Origin of the sequence: Microcoleus sp. BROC3 (genome assembly GCF_036702515.1) — a bacterium.
Taxonomy (GTDB): Bacteria; Cyanobacteriota; Cyanobacteriia; order Cyanobacteriales; family Microcoleaceae; genus Microcoleus.
Genome location: NZ_JAUBTQ010000001.1, coordinates 287,353 through 305,376, shown reverse-complemented (window position 1 = coordinate 305,376; position 18,024 = coordinate 287,353). Strand labels below are relative to the sequence as shown.

Genomic DNA, 18,024 nt, shown 5'->3' with positions numbered 1-18,024 from the left:
TTCTTAATCACATATATTTTGCTGCACAATAGATTTTTTCTGCCTCAGTTTCTAGCTGAGCCAGCTTTTCTTAGTCTAAACTCCAGTACCTAACTGCCAGTAGAGAGGGGCGATCCCACACAAATATTACTTACTGTTAGTTTTGTACAATCTGCATTATATTATCTGCTAGATTTTGAACGAATAGCCTCTACCGTTAGGCATATCGATAAATCCCTCATAAGTACAATGTTAGGACTTACGCAACGAATCATTTTTTACAACAATATCTGTAGTGGTAAGGTGCGCACTGCGCACCCTACAGGTAGAGTCTATGCGTCCAGGACTGAATGTCTGAAATTACTCTCAACCCCCAACGACTCAAGGAAAGCTTGAAAAGCGCGATCGTAGAACTGCTGCAAGACAACAGAGAAGAATTATCGCTTGCTGTTAAGCTGTTTTACATCTAATTTTAATTAAAAATGACAGTAGATAAAATAGGGAGCTACGACTATGCCAGCCTTCGCTACAACTGACGCCAATACAACCCATAAATTTGCAGTCTCTTTTTAAAAAAAGTTGTTCTCAATATTTGAAAACAAGGATATTGATTGTAGTATTGATGATGGAAAAAACTCTCAATAAATTAGTAATTTTTTATGTTTTAGCTAGAGCACATTAGTATATGGGTGTGTAGATCGAACGCCGAGCATCTATAACCCTCATTTGTCACTTTCGGCAAAAAATAATCAGGAACGCTTAGAGCATAAGACTTTTACCAAAAATCCTGATTTCAGCCATTCTGTTAGAAAATAAACGCTCAAATGCTCGCTATATCTACAGTTAAAAATTTGGCTGCTATTTTTATTTTCCCAGAGTGACAAAAGAGGGATAATCACTCCGCTACGGACGTGAAAAAGGTAATTATACAAAAGTCACCAATGAATATATAGAGTTGTTAATCCAAAAATTCGGACAGTTTTTGAAGGCCAACCGTAAAATAACGGTTGAAGCGCTCTCAGTACGAGGGCAACCCTTGCCGAGGCACAAAAGCTGCCAACGGTAAATCAATGGTTTCAGACGAAGACATCAAAACTATTGGGACTCGGGAAAAAGCACAAAGTATCTTTATAAATATAAAGTTAATATTCAGTTTTCTTGAAAGTGCGATCGCCTCCGCTCACTTTGATATAAAATATTTATCAAGAGTGTTTATTTATAAATAAATTTCCGCTATTAGGAATCTGACCCGTATGGAAGTAACCGAGCTGCTCAAAGACTACGAAAATGGAAACAGAGACTTTGCTGGCGTCAACCTCGCCGGAGCCAACCTCAGCGGAGTCATTTTAGTTGGGGTAAACCTTTCGAAGGCTAACCTGTCGGGAGCTAACCTGAGTCGGGCGCATCTGACCAAAGCAGAACTTAACGGCGCAAACCTTTACAGGGCAAATCTAAGTTTTGCCAAAATGGGCCAAGTCAGACTAGCGGACGCTGATTTGACGAAAGCCAATCTCAGCGGAGCTTTCCTCGTCAAAGCAAAACTGCCCAGGGCAAAGTTGAGCGGAGCCCAACTAATAGGTAGCAACTTGCGCAGTGCCATCCTCTGGAATGCCAATTTGTGTACAGCCGACATGAAATTCATCAACCTGCGGGGCGCGAACCTCACGGGGGCAAACCTCAACTGGGCCAACTGCGGAGGAGCAAAACTCAGCGGTGCAAGGCTCTTTGGCGCTCAACTAACAGGCATTTATCTCAGGAAAGCTTACATCAACGGTATCGACCTGAGCAGGACGGATCTCAATGGCGTCAACCTGAGCGAAGCCAAACTCAACGCGGTGAACTTGGAAGGCTCGAACTTGATAGCATCCAATCTCAGCGGAGCTCAGTTGCGGGGCGTCAAGTTGATGGGAGCAGATTTAAGCAGAGCAAATCTGGTGGGAGTTTCTTTGGTGCAGGCAAATCTTGATTGGGCTAGGCTGTGCTATACAGACTTGAGCGAAGCCGACTTGACCGGGGCAACATTAATGGGAGCCAACTTTGAGGGTACTCAGTTAGCCGGAGCCACAATGCCCGAATCTGTAAGCAATGATGTCTACTTAACTGCGACGGGTACTGTCGCAGCTTAGCAAACGGCAAAAATCAATCTCGCATCCGAGTCGGCGACTATGGCATTTGTTTAACTTTTGATGCAGACATCGTTACTTTCGGTGAGAGTGCTGCACCGGCAAGAAATTTACCGATATTTGGGAGAGTTTGTAGAACCATTATTGAGCTTACCCGATCAGTTTTGCGACTCGCAAAGCAGATGTAATAGCTCCTTCGTGCAAACCATCCCCCAAGTAAGCTCCCGCATGATAAGTGTTGTTCTCGCCATTAGTCTCGATAACTTCATCTCGATATCGAAAAGACTCGACAGTATACAGTGGCGTGTGATGTTTCTGAAGGTGAATAATCTGCTTTTTGTCGATCGACTCCTCGAGTTGAAAAGCTAAACTGTACTCTCGGGCCGATGAGATGCCGCAAAGCTGATTCAAGCTAGCATTATAGCCCCATCCCTTGTCCGTCTCGAAAAAATCAAATTCTGATAACTTGCGGATACCGTAGCGATCGTACATCGATGTATCCGAATGCAGTACAGTGGTTGCATAATTGGCTTTCCACGCCGAAAACCGCTTCGTTTCCGCATCCGTCGGATCGGACAACAGCCTCATAACTCGATCGGGTGGCATCGCAAAAACCACCTTATCAAATTCCTGGATTTCCCCATCAGAAAGCACAATTTTTACAGCATCCGCACTTCTAAAAATACTGGCTATCTCCACATTTAGCAGTATATCGCCCTTAAATCGCTCCAAAATCTTTTCAATGTAAGAATACACACCGCCTTTAATCCTCACCCAGTTGACCGAGGCATATTCGCGCAAAACAGGCATCGCTAATTCTGCGGGGAAATTGTCGAGCAATTCAAACGGTATCGAGTAGCTGTACATTGTCAGCAACTTCAGCCAATAATTGCGGACGCACGAGCTTTTCAAAGACTCAGAAAGCGGCACATCATAGAAATCGTGCTGTTTAGCAAACCGCATTTTTAAAATAAATGCAGCCGAACGAGCGTAGAGACTATCAAGCCGCAAATACTCGATCAGGCGTTGGATTCCGGTGAAATTTTTTCGGATAGACACCGCAGATAAAAAGTGGCTGCCATCTTTAAGAAACAGCGCTGAACCAATCTGCACGGGTTCTAATTCAACCCCTAACTCCTGCATTAAAGCAACGAAATTGTAAAACACAGTCGGAAATTCCAGCACTCCATTTTCTAATATTTCACTGCACTCAGATTGATTGGGCGAAACATTTTTGTTCAGCGTCCGAATGTGTCCGCCTAAAATTGGCTGCTTTTCCAACACAGTGACGTGATGCCCCTGTTTATCGAGCCAGTAGGCTGCAGCCATACCGCTCGCTCCGCCCCCAACAATTGCAATTCTCATAGTTCACTCCTAGATTGATAGAAGGAAGTTCGGCAACGGATTCGCTCGACGGATGTAACGGATGTCAGGCAGAAGGAAGTTCGGCAACGGATTCGCTCGACGGATGTAACGGATGTAACGGATGTCGGGAAGATGGAATATGGAAGAAGGAAGAAGGAAGAAATTATCGTTTCCAGGTTCTACCTGGAAAGGCATTTCAGTCTTGCTATGCCTGGTCATTTTTAAGAGGAGGCAGAGCCTCCAGAAATTCATTCCTTGGCAGAGCCAAGGAACGAGATAATGAGAGCAGAAACGAGAGATTTTTAAGAGCAGGCAGAGCAAGAGTGAAATTCATTCCTTGGCAAAGCCAAGGAACGAGAGAAACAGGAAAATAACCAATTGCTAATTTTCCTTAGCCTAAAATCGCATCGCCGGATAAACGTTGATAAAGCAGCGCCCCCGTCCAAAATGTCGGCGCAAAGCCTGGATAGCCCGAGGAGGCGTTGCAGAAATAGAAATTGTTGAGGGATGTTTCATGATTTAGTCGATCGACCCCCATGTTGCGCGGCGTCAGGCTGGAACCGTAGGAATTACCGTTAGGACACCAACAGAAGCGCTCGTTAGTCGTCGGACTTCCGGTAATATGAAAGACCATGTGTTTGCGGAAATTGGGAACATAGTGTTTTTCAACAACATCTAAAATCGAGTCCAGAATCTCTTGTTTCTTCTGCCTGTAAGCTTTGCGATCGCTCTCCCAAAGTTGTTTAAAATAACTGTAATTAGCAACAGTCAGAAATTCGACAATTTGACAATCTTCTGGACAATCCCCCCGCGCTTCCGTCAGTAAAGTTGGCGTTGTAATTGCAAAGCTCGGACGAGAAAAATCATTTTGGTCATACATTTGAGCAAACGCTTCATTTAGATCCAAGTGCTCAGAATGAAACGTATTCCACTTGCCAAATCCATAGTCCCGGAGATCGATATCTTTGACAACGCAGTACACCATGTAGTTAGATGCAGAATACTCATAGTTGAGTTTCCGCCGCACTTTTTTAGAGAACAGTTCCTCTCCAATCATCTTGGCAGCTCTTTTCGGGTCAAGGTTGCAAATCACCGTGTCACCCGTGAATTCATGGGTTTGATGGGTTGTCAAATCCATCGCTTCAACTCCCGTTAATGTTCTGTTTGTCACCCTAAAATTCGTGACTTCATGGTTTAGTAGAACTTTCCCACCGTTGGATTCAATGACTTTAACTAAAGAATTGATGACATATTCAAAATGCTGCGTCGGGTAAAATGCACCTTCTTGATAGCCTCTAAACAAGGCAATCCAAGCATAGAAAGAAAGCTGATTTGGAGGCAGCAAAAAGTCCGGCCATTGCAGGGCTAATAGGGTTTGGGCGGCTTGCGGGAGTTGGAACTTGTCGAAAACGTCCTGAAGTGTACTGTTGAGGTGTTGGACGGCACAGAATACGTCACCGAAATTTTTGAGCAATTCAATTGGTTTGACGGGAGGAGCGAGTTTTCGGAGTCCCTCGCCGGTTTTCTCGACTTCGTTGACGAATTGGCGAATTCTCTCGCCCGCTTCGGGAAACAGCGCCGACAATCGCCGGATCAGTTCCTCTGGTTCCGAGGGAATATCGAGCGCATACCCAGGCATTCTCATGTGGTCGTAGCCATTAGGATCGTAGCGTTCAAAGGTGACATCTCGATCGAGACCGAGTTTTTTGAGAACTCGATTGACTGTATGTCCTTCGCCGCAGTCCCAAACGTAGTGGAATTGGGCATTAAAGGTGTATTTGTTGGCCATCGTAAAGGTGTGACCAAAGCCTCCGGGATGCTCGTGAGCTTCGAGGATGTGTACGGTTTTGCCTGAGTTTGCCATCAAAGCTCCGAAAACCAGTGCTGATAAACCACTGCCGACGATGAGGTAATCTGTTGTCATGGGAAATTTCCTCGATCGATTGAATCGGGCGATCGTTGTTTATTTAAACTAGCTCTCAATTCTGAGAAAATTGTGAAGTCCAGCAATAGTTTTGCGAGGCGCGCTGGTTTAAGGATTGTATAAAAGTCTGATTGCGGTTGCTGTTAAGCTTAATTATGCTGTTGTGGATAGAACTTATAGCTTCGGAGGCGGACTGGAAAGCCCGCCCCACAAGGGAATAAACCGGGTTTCTACCTTTGTGCGTAAGTCTTTAGGTATACATTGACTTACCTAATGAGGACTATGTTAATTAGACGAGCGATCGCTTATTGGTGCGGCACGATCACATCAAAAAAAGCATCCTCCAAATCATAACCAAACATCTGCGACATCGCCATCAACTTCGATTTACTGGGAATTTCCTGCTGATTCAACCAATCAGTCAACACAAAAATTTTGTTCATCAAAAACATTTCCAAAGCTTCAGGATTGTACTGAATACCTTGGGTTCGGTGGAACTGGTGCGGCACCAACATCGCCGCATAGCGTGCCAATTCTCCCGCTTTCCAATCCAGCAAAAATGGCAGCCAAGGATAACAAGCATCCAAGCGAATAAACCACAGCCGCACTTCGGGAATTTCCGAAATTTCTCGCGGATCTAACTCTTCGCGCGGATACTCAATTTCAAATTGTAGCTGTTGTTCGTTTTGGGCGATCGCTCCTTCTGCCAGCCACTTTTCAATCGCAGTACGCACCGGAGACAAATCTAGACTGTTTATGCGATCGGCATCGATCGCTATCATAATACTCATAACAAGTCAACCTTATAGCATTAAGTTATTATCTATAATACACCAATTATCAATTACCAATCACCAATTACCGATTATATCAAATCAGTGAAATCCCACAATAGAACTATTGCAGGCATTCGCAAAATATGTTGAAAAGTATCTGCGTTAATCTCCGTTAATCTGCGGTTTCCCTCTTGCATCAAAGATTTATGCAATCTTTTCTACTACTCGTTGCCGAACCATTACCCATTTTTCCCAAACTTGTTATCGTGCAAAGAATTGCCAATTCCCTGGATAATTCCCCGCCCGATCAAACCAATTCCCCGCCCTATAACCTGCGTCAAAACATAAACAACAGCAGTACCCAGCAGTGAAATAACCGCGCGAACTCTAGGTGCGATCGCATCCCTGGTTTCCAGCAGCAAAGTCAACGCCAACTGCCACCCAGAAAGCTGTGCTAACTCCCGATTTCTCGGAGAATAAATAGAAATTCTCTTAATTCCAGAATCGCCCAAAACAAACAGCCAAAACCTGCTTTCAAAAATAGCTTTCGGTTCCACAAAATAGCTATTCCAGCGATATCTCCACGACAATTCATTCCGAAACCGCTCAATTTCTCGCGTTGAAATTAACTTCCCATCGTAAAAAATCTGCTTAATTTCCTCAATATTCGCTAAATTATTTAGCAGAGGCTGTACGACTCCGCTAGCAACTTGAATTGCCAAATTTTCCAACAAAGCTTCTGATCGCTGCATCGCTTGCGGGCTGCCAGCAACACAAGAAATATTGTCAAGTGTTAACGGAGTTTCAAATAGCAAATGTGCAAAAAAATCAACTGTCATCGGTATTTTGTCAAGGATTTCTGCTGCCACTAGATCGGCATCTGCTAGCAGCGTCGGCACAACTTCTATGCCGCTGCCTGCCAAGAGATAAGCAGCGCTGCCACCTTGACTTTCTCCCAGGTTCAAGCTCGTTTGACTGCCATCAAAAACCCGACTTTCTCCCGTTTGCAGTGTATAGTATCTGCCAAAAAAATCTATGATTGTCGCCTCCCACAAATCCCGTAAAATAACAGGCATTTTTTGCGATAATTGAGTTTGCTGCACTTGCGAAAAGCGCAATTCTTCCAGCAAATCCTTTAACTTCCGCAGGATGGAACTCATCAATTCACGCTTTTTGGTCGATCGCAAAATATCAATTTCCAAAGGCACGCCAGTCAAATTCACCAAATCTAACTGCAATTTAGCCGCTACCGAGTTAAACAAGCTGCGTTGCCAATCAGTTGCAACCGCCAAAGATTCAGCCGAAATTTGGGAATTCGCTAATTGCAATTGAGAATTATTTAACAAATTCTCGCCTGTAATTTCTTCTTTCTCCACTCTGCCTTCTCCCCTCTGCCTTCTGCCTTTTGCCTTCTGCCTTATTCCTTCTTCATTTTCCCCTTTTCCTTGAAACAATAACTGACTGACAATCCAGCGAGCGGCAAGCAATTCTCGCCGACGCCCGCTGAGTACAACCTCATTTAAAATATAGGGCAAATCTGTCTGATCTGCCGCTCTAACCTCTTGCAAATCAGCTTTGACAACCGCCAATGCTGTATCTATTTCTCGCAGTCCAGACAGACAAAAACCAGCCAGTATTTTTTGGTGTACGGGCGTATCAACTTTCGGATAATCTGCATTTTCCTCTGCACTTACTGCGGAGTTTTCTACTGTTTGAAGCACTGCTGCATTTTGTGCTATTTCCGAGTTAGATGCCACGTCTGTCGCCCAATAAGTGCTACCAGATGCCACCGCGCGAATAGCTTCGATGGTCAGGGAAATATCTCTACCTTTAGGACAATAGCCATTCGCGCCCGTCGCCTGTAACTCCGCCAACAGCTCCGCAGTCAGCGGCCCGCCTAGCACCAACAGTGGCAAGTTGGGGTACAAACTTTTGAGTTCGCCACACCATGCCAGCGCGTCTATTTGACCCGATCGCCAATTTATGGTTTCAACAGCCAAAATGGCCAAATCAGCAGGCTTCTTGGCTGTTTCAGAGTCTAGCGAGCGAGCCTCTAGAACCCGCAAAGCCTCGTTTCCCGTTGAAACCTCTGCGACAACTTGCAAGTCTGGATACTGCTCGCAAGCGACTCTCAGCCCCAACCGGAAAATGGGGTCGCCATCGATCGACAGCAGTTGAAAGTTACTCACTCGATTTTAGATTTGAGATTTTAGAGGTCGATCGCGCGAAAACCCAATTACTCGGGGATCAAATTAGCATCAGGAGGCCCAGCCGATTCAGGAATCGAGGGCGGCGCGGGTTCCGGAGCCGGAGCCGGAGGAGCCGGTTCCGGTTCCGGAGCCGGGGCCTCTTCTCTCGCGGGCGGATAGTAAGGTTCCGGCTCTCTCGCGGGCGGATAGTAAGGTTCCGGTTCCGGCTCCCTCGCGGGCGGATAGTAAGGTTCCGGCTCGGGAGCTGGCGGATAGTAAGGCTCGGGAGCCGGGGCCTCTTGTCTCGCAGGCGGATAGTAAGGCTCGGGAGCTGGCGCGTACTCCTGTTGCGGAGCTGGCGCGTATTCCTCCTGTTGCGGAGCTGGCGCGTATTCCTCCTGTTGCGGAGCTGGCGCGTACTCGCGAGCGGGTTCCGGTGGCGGTGCAGTGTTAGCTCTAAGTTCGGCACTCCAGCGCCCGATCGCACCTACCGCCTCTGAATACAGCGCCCTACCGTAACCGATTTGGGAAGCCGTATCGATCGCCGCTCCTAGACTGCCTTGAGATGCCAATTCCGAAGCTCGATCCAGAATCGGTCGGTCTTGAGCAACTTGCAGTTCGCTCACCCACTGATAGACATTATCCTGAGCTTTGGCGTACAAAGTCCTACCGCTCTTAATTTCCGAAGCTTTTTCAATAGCCGCGCTAAGTTTTCCTTGCTTCGCCAAGGCGATAGCTTCATCCAAAAAAGGCTGATCTTGAATAACTTCTATGCGTTTCGTCCACTGAGCCAAGAGAGTTTGCGCCTCTATCCTGCGGGGGCGGTTTTGAGCGATCAGCAGTACCTGAGCGATGCCGCCCTTGAGTCCTTCAACCGTTTGCGGTTCTGCCAACTGCTTCGCCAGGGTCAGAAAAGATTGGTCTTCGAGCCGCTGAATTTCCCGCCGCCAAGCAGCCACCAAAGTTTGAGCGTGAACCCGCCGCGGCTGTTTGAGTCCGATGGTTTGCGCGTGCTCGATCGCGAGTCCAAACGTCTCTATCTGACCGAAACTAGCGATCGTGCTCGCCACTTGCAGCCGCAGCAAATCTTGAAACTGCACCTGCAAATTTTCAATTTGAACTTGAGCCTGCTTGTACAGAGGCCGGCCCGGAGCAATTTGGCTGGCAGCCCCCCGCCCTTCCAGCAAGCTAAAAATGTGTTGTGGCAGCGGAGTTGATATCGACTGGTTCCACGTCACTGCCTGAGCCCTACCCAACTGCATCAAATCTTGAGCTTCCGCAAACAGTAGCGAATCCTGCGGGACCACAGAAGCAGCCTCGATCGCTCCCGGCAGATCTTTGGCCCCCAATCGCTTAGTAGCCATTGCCAGCAAAGTCCGGCTCCAGCCCTCAATTTCCTTCTCAGCTTTAGCGCGGGCAAAAAGCTGCGAGTCTATTTTACGAGCCAGGACGATCGCCTCAGCGAACTTTTGCGGAGTTCCCTCCTTCGCCAAATCTCTAGCCTCTTGCAACCGCTGCCAGCCGTTTCTTTCCAAAGAAATCTGCTGGATCAGCTCGTTGTAACGCTTCTGACTCCAGAAAATATTTTCCAGTTTAAATAAAGCTTGAGCATAATCCCAGGCCTTCCTTAAATCCTCACTTTTCAAAGCTGCTAGGGCTGTATCGTAGAGTTTTTGGCCCTCCTGCCAATTTTTTTCCCAAGCAGTAACCGCCTCTTCTACCTCGGGGTAAGACGGACTGGTTTTCGGAATTTTCGCCACAATCTCCAGAGCACCTTTCAAATCGCCCCTCTCAATTTTTGCCCTGGCAAATCCCAGAATGGCTTTCGACCATTCCCCTATCAAATGTTGACCCTGCGAGTATAGCGGATGTTCTTTCGGCCAAGCCTGCACCAGTGCCATTGCCGATTCTAGCTGTTCTAGCTTGCCCGACTTAGCTGCTTGCTGAGCGCAGTAAAGTCGCTCTCCGTCCGCCGCCAGCGGCGACAGTTGCTGGCAATTGGGAGGCGGCGGCATCGTCAGCAACCACAGAAATGCAGCGGCACCCGTTACTCCAAATCCCACCAGGAGACTCAGCCAGATTAGCTGCCACTGCCAAAAAGTTCTTTTCCCCTCTATTGGTGACGCCGTTGCTGAGGAACTCGCATCGCCTGTAGCCTCTGCACTCAAATGTGCCGTCGGTTTGGGGGATGGGTTGTATTGCGGTGGTGTGTGGAATTGGTCAGATTGTCGTCTCGCCATTACTTCAGCCTGTCCTGTAATGCGCACTAGAATGTGACACTCCCACATCAAATCATAGATTGTGATGTCGGCTTCTGACTCCTGTTAAGGAGATCGAGAACTTCCTTCAAGGTACTGGCAATCTTTCCCTCTACGGCGTTTTATAGTGAGGTTCGTGTCCAGCCCCACTGGTTGCTTCCGAGTATTTTAGGCTCTCGAAGCACGTAAATCATACCAGTTATCACACAGTTATTCACAGATCCCGGGGTCGTTTAGCAGAAAAAACAGTATAAAGCCCCCGTCAGTCGAGCAATTTTAGATTTTAGATTTTAGATTTTAGATTTTAGAATTGAGTCTGCACATGAATTGTGGGAGGGCTTCAACTAAGCTCTCATATTAAATCCGGCTCAGAAATTGCCCGATCGGACTCAGCTTTTGAAACCGCAACTACACAAACTTTGCTCCGCTCCAAGCCGATTAAAAAATAAAGGGGGTATTAAAGCCGGATTTGGTCTACACTTTTACCTGTAGGGGGTAGGATTGATTTTTTGGGTTTAGTTGTACATTTTATTCCCGATCGCCAAACTTGCCGATCGAGTTTTATTTTTCTGTTTTCCTTTTTTTCTACTGTTTTTTCTACTGTGCCGAATTCCGGCGGGCGACGCAACAAAACCGATCGAGCGCAGCTAAAATACTTGAATGATTTTATACGACCGACAGGCCTAGCACAAAGATCGGTTTTGCTTCCAACAGCGGCTGCTCGATCCGTTACGAAGCCTTTGGTGTATCGCTGACACTCGATGCTTGCGTGGCGGACTCTGCCGATCGATATCCGTAGAAATCTATCCGGTAGTCTACAATTCTGACGCCCGTTTGCTGTTGGATTTGCTCTATCAAATCGATCGGCAATTCCACATGAACGTCCAAAATCTGAGCCGTATCAAGACAGTTGACGTGAGAGTGAGAGTCGCTGACATTGCCGTACAAGCGTCCCTCCGAGCGTTCTATGCACTCAATAATCCCTGCTTTCGACAAAGCTTCTAGATTTTGATAAACAGAAGTATGACCGATCGAATGCGCTTGTTGGTTGAGGCGATCGTAAATTTCGCGAGCCGAAAGGTGTTCTTTTGCCTGCCACAAAAGTTCTAGAATAAATCGACGCTGGCGGCTCAAGCGCATTCCCATCGCCTGACAGCGGTTCAAAGCATCTTCTAATGAACGAATTGGTTTCACAGCTACCGCCTTCTAAAGCCTGCTCGATTTTTAATTTTTGTACATTTTAATGTTTGTACAATATTGCACGCCTATCATGTATCCACTAATTCTAACGCAGGGTTGCCCAACAGTAGAAGGTAGAAGGCAAAAATCTCGAATGAGTGAATTTTTTATAGTTGCTGCTGAATTTAGGCTGCCAGCACGCACCACAAAATTTTCGGTCTCACAAATATTGCTGCGACTCTATCTTCTACTGCAACAACTCCTAGTTCGAGGATTTGATGGCGTGAACCAATAACTTGGCGATGTCCGAGAGTTGCTTTTTGTTGAAGGTTTTGAGCAAAAGCTTGACTACCGCCTTCGGTTCGGCGGGAAGTGCTACTTGCTTCGAGGCTGCTGCTGGGGCTGTTGAGGCGATTGGCTCTGCTGGTTTTGGGTTTGCTGCCAAAAGTAGCAAATTTTTACTCGGAACGATCGTCTTGACTTTCCCCACTTGTACTAAATCGCCAGCTTCCTTGAGTTCTTTGATAATCAGCGGAGCTAAGACTTTATAAGAGTTTTTGGGATTAACGATCGCTGCTCTAGCGGTTTTTACTAAATTTTGCCAAGTCTCTATTTTACCTCCCAACTTATAGAGGCGAACGCACACAGCCGTCAACTCAGAGCGACTAGCAGCCGATTCTTTCTGCTTGAACACCTGCAACATTTCTTTGAGTAAACTCATCACTTCAACAGCAAAATTCGCCGGCACAGCGCCCGCTGTTGGAGCGGCGGGCGTACCAGACCCAGCAGCAGGCTGCACTTTGCCCGACGCCAATTTATCGAGATGAGTTTCCAGTTGAGCAAAAACAGGCATCACCTGCTGCACGAGTTTTTCTCCCTCTTCATTCCTCAAGCCGAAAGGCCCCTCCAGTCGCCCCAGCAAGTCCTTAAGCGTATCAACTCCCTTTAAAAATAGGGATTCTGCCGTTTGGTCAACCTGCTTGACGGGCCCGTCCTTGAGCACCTTAAAACAATCTTCCAAGCGGTGAGCGGTTGTTTTAATACTATCTAAGCCGAGCATAGCCGCCCCTCCTTTCACGGAATGGGCGGCTCGAAACATCTCTTGGACGCTTTCGGGGTCTTTCATCGTGGACTTTAAATCCACTAAACCATTTTCTAGAGTATCGAGGTGCTCCTTAGCCTCCTCTATAAACAAACGCATAATTCGGTCTTGCTGATCTGACACGACAGTCCTCCTAACAATCTCAGCACCCTCCAGAAAGCACCCTCTTCGCGGGAGAAAACACGACTCCTGCCCAGAGTCGGAAGCTCCCATGCAAAACATTCTAGCCTGCCTCAGCTAGCAGACTCAAAATACTGGTGTCGGGGCAATCTTAGCTCTAAAACTGGTGCGGTGGAGATTGAGCCTAGAGTTCTGAGGGAGTATCTGGAGCGACTTCAATACCCATTCCTTGTTTCATCATCTGCTGAGCCGTAATCAAGTCGCTTAACTCCTTGACTTCGACGCCGATGTCTTGGCAAGCCTGTTTCAGTTCCCGCTCGAAGGTGTTGAGGTCGCCTCCGTAGCCGCAAAGCTTCGCGGCTGTGGCGATTCCTTGTTGGGCGTTAGCTTTGGCGCAGTCGATCAATTCAATGCCTTTGAGGGGTTGGGAGGATGCCATAATTTCAAGCCACAATTTATCTTTTCTCCTACTGTACCTAGAAGGTTGAGGTCGATCGATCTATCGAAAGGCATGAAAAATCCTGCCTGTGCTGCGTGTTACCAATTCATACCTATTTTTTGGGAGTTCCTGCGAAGATGGCAGTAGTTGAGATTTTCTAACCCTGACTGTGCCTAAATTACAGTAGATTATTGTGAAAAATGTTTCCCAATCTAAAATGCACTGGGTCTGGAGCGTCCGGCACCGCGTGTTTGTGTCTTTTCTCTTTGCTATGGCAGTTGCTGTGTTGCTGCCACCTGACTATCTCCCCCTGACTCGGACGCTGTGCATCTGGAACGCGGGCGCGGTCAGTTTCCTGATTTTAACTTGGATGCTGATGCTGCAAGGCACTCCCGAAATGATGCGCCACCACGCTCAGCAGTTGGATGCTGGCCGCTTAACAATCTTAAGTACGATCGTGGCAGCCGCTTTTGCTAGCTTGTTAGCCATCTTCTTTCTGCTGCGCGATACCAAAGGTCTGTCACCAAATTTGCTATTTCTGCACTTGGGGCTTTCTGTCCTAACAATTGTTGGGTCTTGGATGCAGGTACACACTATCTTCACGATGCACTATGCCCGCAGCTACTACAAAAACCGCAGCAAGCAGCACGGCAGTTACTTACAGGCGGGGGGTTTGGATTTTCCGGGCGACGAGGAACCTGACTACAAAGATTTTTTATATTTCTCCTTTGGTATTGGCATGACTTGCCAAGTTGCAGACGTGCAGATTACTTCTCGTTCCACGAGGTATCTCGTGCTTTTTCACAGCGTGCTGTCGTTCTTTTTTAACACCGCTATTCTGGCTATGAGTGTCAATATTATTGCGGGATTGACTTGATAAAATTCAGTTCCATATGTTGAGGTTATCGGTAGGATCGTACTTCCTATTTTTTTTGAAGTATTTTATATCCATCAGTAGGACACTTGTATTACTATAGTGATATCCTCACTTAAAATACTCATAATTGGCTATGCCTACACCTTCGACAAGCGATCTGCCTAAACCTAAGTCTTGGGATGAGTTTGAAGATATTGTGTGGGATATTTACACACGAAAATGGAAAGATCCCAATGCTAAAAGGTACGGTAGAACTGGACAAGCTCAGAAGGGTATTGACATATACGGTCAACAAAATAGCTCTAATAATTATGTTGCCGTTCAATGTAAATGCTATGGGGACAATAAGCTCAATGGAGAAACAATCGCAGCCGAGGTTAAAAAAGCCGAGTCATTTTCCTCTAAAATTAGCGAGTATTTGATTGCAACTACAGTATCAAGAGACATAAAAATTCAAGATGATATTCGGAATCTAAATAATAAACGTCACTTACAAAATAAGTTTACTGTTCATGTAGTTTTTTGGGAGGATCTCTGTAGCTACTTAGCACACCCAGATAATTATGATTTGCTCACTAAGCATTATGGCGTATGGGAGCATATCTTTGCAAACCCGCAAAAAGAAGAGGGACAGAAAGTTGCATCAATTCGATATCTTCTTAGTTTAGAGATACAGCGAGACTGCGAGTTGCTTCAGGAAATTATCGCTCACAACGAGGAAGGTTATTTATCTAACAAGTGGCAATCATGCCTCAGCCAAAATCGTGGTGTATGGAAAGATATATCGTGTCGAATACTTCTAAGTCAGAGTGGCGATGAATTGATGCGGCATATTCATAATTTTTATAAGCACTTAGACAGTATCGAGGAGAACTGCAAAGATTTACTTGCGCTGAAATCAAAAGCTCAAACCTTTGAATCAAAACCTAAGTACGAAAACGGGATTCTCAGATTAGACACTATCCCTCCACCAGCCTGGACTGAGAAATATTTCACAGAGGCAGATGAAATAGCACTTCTCAATAGCAAGAAAAGACATTACATGAAATTGAGGAAATTGAAAGAGATAGTTCCGATGGTACTAGATTCTGGTAATCTAATTGTCGATAAATTAAATCAACAGTAAGTTTTTCTGTTTGCAACCTTACTCCATCTAGGGCCAGCAGCCCTCACTTCCCCAATTCGGAGAAGGCTCATTATTGGTTCGCCAAGTAGGTTTCTTAAATCATTTGGGAGGTTGTTCATACTAGCAGTCAGTTTCAGTTTTTCAAGCCATCGCTGAACTCGTGATTCAAACTCAACACCAGGTTGTCCTTTCCATTGCTCATCTGCAGGTGGTAGCAAATAATCTGGAAGTTTCGCTTCACCAACTACATCAATTGACTCACCATTATACTTTTCTAAGGAGTCGCGGATCAGAATTACGCGCTCTCCAGTTACGACAAGTCCAACTGAACAACCAATAGATGCCATATTGTTTTTAAGCTGTGCAATAAGTTGAGCGTTGATACTGATGTCTTTGGGCTTTACCTCAACTATCATCAGATATTCCCCATCTTGGCTTGTCACAACAATATCTGGTTGGGATGTTTTTATCATGGCATTATATCGCAGCAAATTTATTGGCGATGCAGTAAATCAACGACTAGCCTAAGCTTTGCGTAACAAAATTATAACTTGAGGGCATTCAAATTAGGTCATTTAAACGTTAAGACACGGACAATCAATTGATCTACCAAGTTGATGTTGATGGGACAGCAATTTTAATGCTGATTTTCCCACCCAAAGCAGATCGCCCTCCATCCCCCGACACTACAGCAAACGGGCGATCGCACGCCCCCGTTTTGCCAATCTCAAAATTTCCTGACATTTTTCTTGCTAAAGCGAAGTCATTACGAGTATGATTTAATAACAAGCAAAAAAGAGAGCCCCTATGAGGATAGAAGAAATTCCCCTCAACCAGATTCGCCGCCCCCTGCCGCGAGTCAACGACCAAAGCAAAGTCGCCGCCCTCATGGAATCCATCCGCGAGGTAGGTTTAAACGAACCCATCGACGTGCTAGAAGTAGATGGTCAGTATTACGGATTTTCCGGCTGCCACCGGTACGAAGCTTGCCAGCGTCTCGGTTTAGAAACAATCCGCTGTAATGTACGCCGAGCTCCCCGTGCCGTGTTGCAGATGCACTTAGCCTGAGCCTCTCAATAGCAATTCACGACAGGCAAACATTCGATCGCCCAAACCTTTCTAAGATATTCGATCGGCAATCACTACTAACAACCTAAAAACCTATGACAGCCAACAACCACAAACAACATCTTTACCCCACCCGCATCGATATGTCCGCCGCCACCCGCTCTCAAGTAGTCGGGCTGCTCAACGCCACGCTGGCAACGACTCTGGACTTAAAAACCCAAGTCAAGCAAGCTCACTGGAACGTTAAAGGCATGGACTTCTACCAGTTGCACTTGCTGTTTGACGAAATGGCAACAGAACTCGAAGAATACGTTGATACGGTTGCCGAACGGGTCACAGCTTTGGGCGGTTTGGCAGTAGGAACAGCCCGCACAGCCGCCGCAGATTCGATCCTGCCAGAATTTCCTTTCGACATTGTAGACGGCAAAGAATACGTGACGGCTTTGGCCGATCGCTACGCACCCTACGCCCAACACCTGCGAGTCGCCATCGACAAAGCAGCGGAACTCGGCGACGCCGATACAGCGGATCTCTACACCGAAATTTCGCGGACAATTGACAAGCGTTTGTGGTTCCTAGAAGCGCATTTGCAAGGTTCTGCGACAACTGCAACAGCCGCCGCCCGGGAAAAAGTAGCCGTCAAATAGCAAGCTTTCAATAATTGAACTTGCATCTTCATAAATTGCCAAACTCCTGTGGGGCGGGCTGTTGGGCCCGCCCCAAAAATGTATTTCGTTAATGCTCCTGAGAGCTTAGGATCGAGAATATGTCCATTTATTAATTTGGATGAAATTTTCGTGGCAGCTAATATTCCAGATTATGCTCCTCAACTGCAACGCCTGATGGAACAGGCGGGGCTTTCGAGCGATCGAGAACTCAGCCAAAAAGCAGGAGTTTCCGAGATCCAGCTAAGTCGCCTGCGTCGCGGTTTAGCCCTGCAAACCCGAGCCGACATCCTGCTCAAAATCAGTCAAGCTTTACAAATTTCCTTAACCGAACTGCTCGCAACCTTGGCACCAGACTATGTAGAGTTAGAACAGTCACCACCGACAGCCGTAGAACAAGAATATCAGCGCCTGCAAGCTTCGATCGAACAGCAGCGAGAATCTTTGATGCAGGAATTCCAGCTATCTAGCGTGCAAATTTTAGAATCTTGGATGTTGCAGTGGCCGACTGCTGCGAGCAAAGCTCAGGAAAATCACCACTTGCGGGCTCAAAAACTGCTGCCGTTGCTGCGGCCAGTCGAGCAGTTATTGCAGCATTGGGGAGTGGAGTCGATCGCCCCAGTCGGAGCCGAACTGCCCTACAATCCGCAACAGCACCAGCTCATCGAAGGAACAGCCCAGCCCGGAGAACCCGTCAAAGTCCGCTACACAGGCTACAGACAAGGCGACAAACTCCTCTACCGCGCCAAAGTTAGCCGAGTTTGATTAATACCAGAAGGTATTCAGCAGAACAAAGATTGTCCCCCTCTCAAAATTCACTGCCGGCGTAGCGCT

At 46.7% G+C, this 18,024-nt stretch carries 17 protein-coding genes; 7 read left to right on the top strand and 10 right to left on the bottom strand.

Translation table 11 applies throughout. From position 1 onward, the window contains the following. The first annotated feature begins 329 nt into the window (after positions 1 to 329). Complete coding sequence (locus QUB30_RS33740; protein ID WP_445251025.1) at positions 330 to 449, top strand: hypothetical protein; 120 nt, start codon at positions 330 to 332, stop codon at positions 447 to 449. Positions 450 to 1,232: 783 nt separating this feature from the next. Next, on the top strand, positions 1,233 to 2,105 hold the full coding sequence (locus QUB30_RS01385; protein WP_333327948.1) for a pentapeptide repeat-containing protein: 873 nt from the start codon (positions 1,233 to 1,235) through the stop codon (positions 2,103 to 2,105). A 147-nt stretch (positions 2,106 to 2,252) separates the two neighbouring features. Here the strand turns inward: QUB30_RS01385 and QUB30_RS01380 are convergent, their stop codons facing one another. From QUB30_RS01380 to QUB30_RS01345, 8 genes are all read right to left on the bottom strand, one after another. Then, positions 2,253 to 3,467 carry an FAD-dependent oxidoreductase gene (locus QUB30_RS01380; protein WP_333327946.1) on the bottom strand — a complete coding sequence of 405 codons (1,215 nt, stop codon included), beginning with the start codon at positions 3,465 to 3,467 and terminating at the stop codon, positions 2,253 to 2,255. Positions 3,468 to 3,858: 391 nt separating this feature from the next. Then, complete coding sequence (locus QUB30_RS01375; RefSeq protein WP_333327943.1) at positions 3,859 to 5,391, bottom strand: NAD(P)/FAD-dependent oxidoreductase; 1,533 nt, start codon at positions 5,389 to 5,391, stop codon at positions 3,859 to 3,861. Positions 5,392 to 5,696: 305 nt separating this feature from the next. After that, positions 5,697 to 6,182 (bottom strand): CRR6 family NdhI maturation factor, encoded by a 486-nt coding sequence (locus QUB30_RS01370; protein WP_333327940.1) that lies wholly within the window; start codon positions 6,180 to 6,182, stop codon positions 5,697 to 5,699. Positions 6,183 to 6,406: 224 nt separating this feature from the next. After that, on the bottom strand, positions 6,407 to 8,356 hold the full coding sequence (locus QUB30_RS01365) for a DUF3685 domain-containing protein (RefSeq protein WP_333327937.1): 1,950 nt from the start codon (positions 8,354 to 8,356) through the stop codon (positions 6,407 to 6,409). Positions 8,357 to 8,403: 47 nt separating this feature from the next. Beyond that, positions 8,404 to 10,596 carry a hypothetical protein gene (locus QUB30_RS01360; protein ID WP_333327935.1) on the bottom strand — a complete coding sequence of 731 codons (2,193 nt, stop codon included), beginning with the start codon at positions 10,594 to 10,596 and terminating at the stop codon, positions 8,404 to 8,406. A gap of 747 nt (positions 10,597 to 11,343) precedes the next feature. Continuing rightward, a complete protein-coding gene (locus QUB30_RS01355; protein WP_333327932.1) occupies positions 11,344 to 11,808 on the bottom strand; it encodes a Fur family transcriptional regulator in 465 nt (154 codons plus the stop codon). 247 nt (positions 11,809 to 12,055) lie between these two features. Next, positions 12,056 to 13,117: an Hpt domain-containing protein gene (locus QUB30_RS01350; RefSeq protein WP_333327929.1), complete on the bottom strand. Its 1,062-nt coding sequence runs from the start codon at positions 13,115 to 13,117 to the stop codon at positions 12,056 to 12,058. Positions 13,118 to 13,199: 82 nt separating this feature from the next. Further along, positions 13,200 to 13,454 (bottom strand): hypothetical protein, encoded by a 255-nt coding sequence (locus QUB30_RS01345; RefSeq protein ID WP_333076419.1) that lies wholly within the window; start codon positions 13,452 to 13,454, stop codon positions 13,200 to 13,202. Between the two features lie 193 nt (positions 13,455 to 13,647). Between QUB30_RS01345 and QUB30_RS01340 the strand changes: the two genes are divergently transcribed. Continuing rightward, a complete protein-coding gene (locus QUB30_RS01340; RefSeq protein ID WP_333327926.1) occupies positions 13,648 to 14,331 on the top strand; it encodes a DUF1345 domain-containing protein in 684 nt (227 codons plus the stop codon). 133 nt (positions 14,332 to 14,464) lie between these two features. Next, positions 14,465 to 15,457, top strand: a complete 993-nt coding sequence (locus QUB30_RS01335) for a restriction endonuclease (RefSeq protein ID WP_333327924.1) — start codon at positions 14,465 to 14,467, stop codon at positions 15,455 to 15,457. On the opposite strand, the gene QUB30_RS01330 is transcribed toward QUB30_RS01335, so the two are convergent. Beyond that, positions 15,448 to 15,930: a type I restriction enzyme HsdR N-terminal domain-containing protein gene (locus tag QUB30_RS01330; protein WP_333327921.1), complete on the bottom strand. Its 483-nt coding sequence runs from the start codon at positions 15,928 to 15,930 to the stop codon at positions 15,448 to 15,450. The two genes, QUB30_RS01335 and QUB30_RS01330, sit on opposite strands and share 10 nt — an antisense overlap. A gap of 133 nt (positions 15,931 to 16,063) precedes the next feature. Next, the gene (locus QUB30_RS01325; RefSeq protein ID WP_333327918.1) at positions 16,064 to 16,201 is read right to left on the bottom strand and encodes a hypothetical protein; all 138 of its coding nucleotides are present in this window, start codon (positions 16,199 to 16,201) and stop codon (positions 16,064 to 16,066) included. 63 nt (positions 16,202 to 16,264) lie between these two features. Between QUB30_RS01325 and QUB30_RS01320 the strand changes: the two genes are divergently transcribed. From QUB30_RS01320 to QUB30_RS01310, 3 genes are all read left to right on the top strand, one after another. Further along, positions 16,265 to 16,525, top strand: a complete 261-nt coding sequence (locus tag QUB30_RS01320) for a sulfiredoxin (protein ID WP_333326537.1) — start codon at positions 16,265 to 16,267, stop codon at positions 16,523 to 16,525. 95 nt (positions 16,526 to 16,620) lie between these two features. Further along, positions 16,621 to 17,172: a DNA starvation/stationary phase protection protein Dps gene (gene dps / locus QUB30_RS01315; RefSeq protein ID WP_333327914.1), complete on the top strand. Its 552-nt coding sequence runs from the start codon at positions 16,621 to 16,623 to the stop codon at positions 17,170 to 17,172. Between the two features lie 78 nt (positions 17,173 to 17,250). After that, entirely contained in the window at positions 17,251 to 17,955 is a 705-nt protein-coding gene (locus QUB30_RS01310; protein ID WP_333327911.1) for a helix-turn-helix domain-containing protein, read from the top strand. The last annotated feature ends 69 nt before the right edge of the window (positions 17,956 to 18,024 follow it).

Coding starts and splice junctions, on each gene's coding strand:
- QUB30_RS33740 (WP_445251025.1), top strand. CDS start 330: ATGTCTGAAATTACTCTCAACCCCCAACGACTCAAGGAAAGCTTGAAA.
- QUB30_RS01385 (WP_333327948.1), top strand. CDS start 1,233: ATGGAAGTAACCGAGCTGCTCAAAGACTACGAAAATGGAAACAGAGAC.
- QUB30_RS01380 (WP_333327946.1), bottom strand. CDS start 3,467: ATGAGAATTGCAATTGTTGGGGGCGGAGCGAGCGGTATGGCTGCAGCC.
- QUB30_RS01375 (WP_333327943.1), bottom strand. CDS start 5,391: ATGACAACAGATTACCTCATCGTCGGCAGTGGTTTATCAGCACTGGTT.
- QUB30_RS01370 (WP_333327940.1), bottom strand. CDS start 6,182: ATGAGTATTATGATAGCGATCGATGCCGATCGCATAAACAGTCTAGAT.
- QUB30_RS01360 (WP_333327935.1), bottom strand. CDS start 10,596: ATGGCGAGACGACAATCTGACCAATTCCACACACCACCGCAATACAAC.
- QUB30_RS01350 (WP_333327929.1), bottom strand. CDS start 13,117: ATGTTTTGCATGGGAGCTTCCGACTCTGGGCAGGAGTCGTGTTTTCTC.
- QUB30_RS01345 (WP_333076419.1), bottom strand. CDS start 13,454: ATGGCATCCTCCCAACCCCTCAAAGGCATTGAATTGATCGACTGCGCC.
- QUB30_RS01335 (WP_333327924.1), top strand. CDS start 14,465: ATGCCTACACCTTCGACAAGCGATCTGCCTAAACCTAAGTCTTGGGAT.
- QUB30_RS01330 (WP_333327921.1), bottom strand. CDS start 15,930: ATGATAAAAACATCCCAACCAGATATTGTTGTGACAAGCCAAGATGGG.
- QUB30_RS01325 (WP_333327918.1), bottom strand. CDS start 16,201: ATGTCAGGAAATTTTGAGATTGGCAAAACGGGGGCGTGCGATCGCCCG.
- QUB30_RS01320 (WP_333326537.1), top strand. CDS start 16,265: ATGAGGATAGAAGAAATTCCCCTCAACCAGATTCGCCGCCCCCTGCCG.
- dps (WP_333327914.1), top strand. CDS start 16,621: ATGACAGCCAACAACCACAAACAACATCTTTACCCCACCCGCATCGAT.
- QUB30_RS01310 (WP_333327911.1), top strand. CDS start 17,251: ATGTATTTCGTTAATGCTCCTGAGAGCTTAGGATCGAGAATATGTCCA.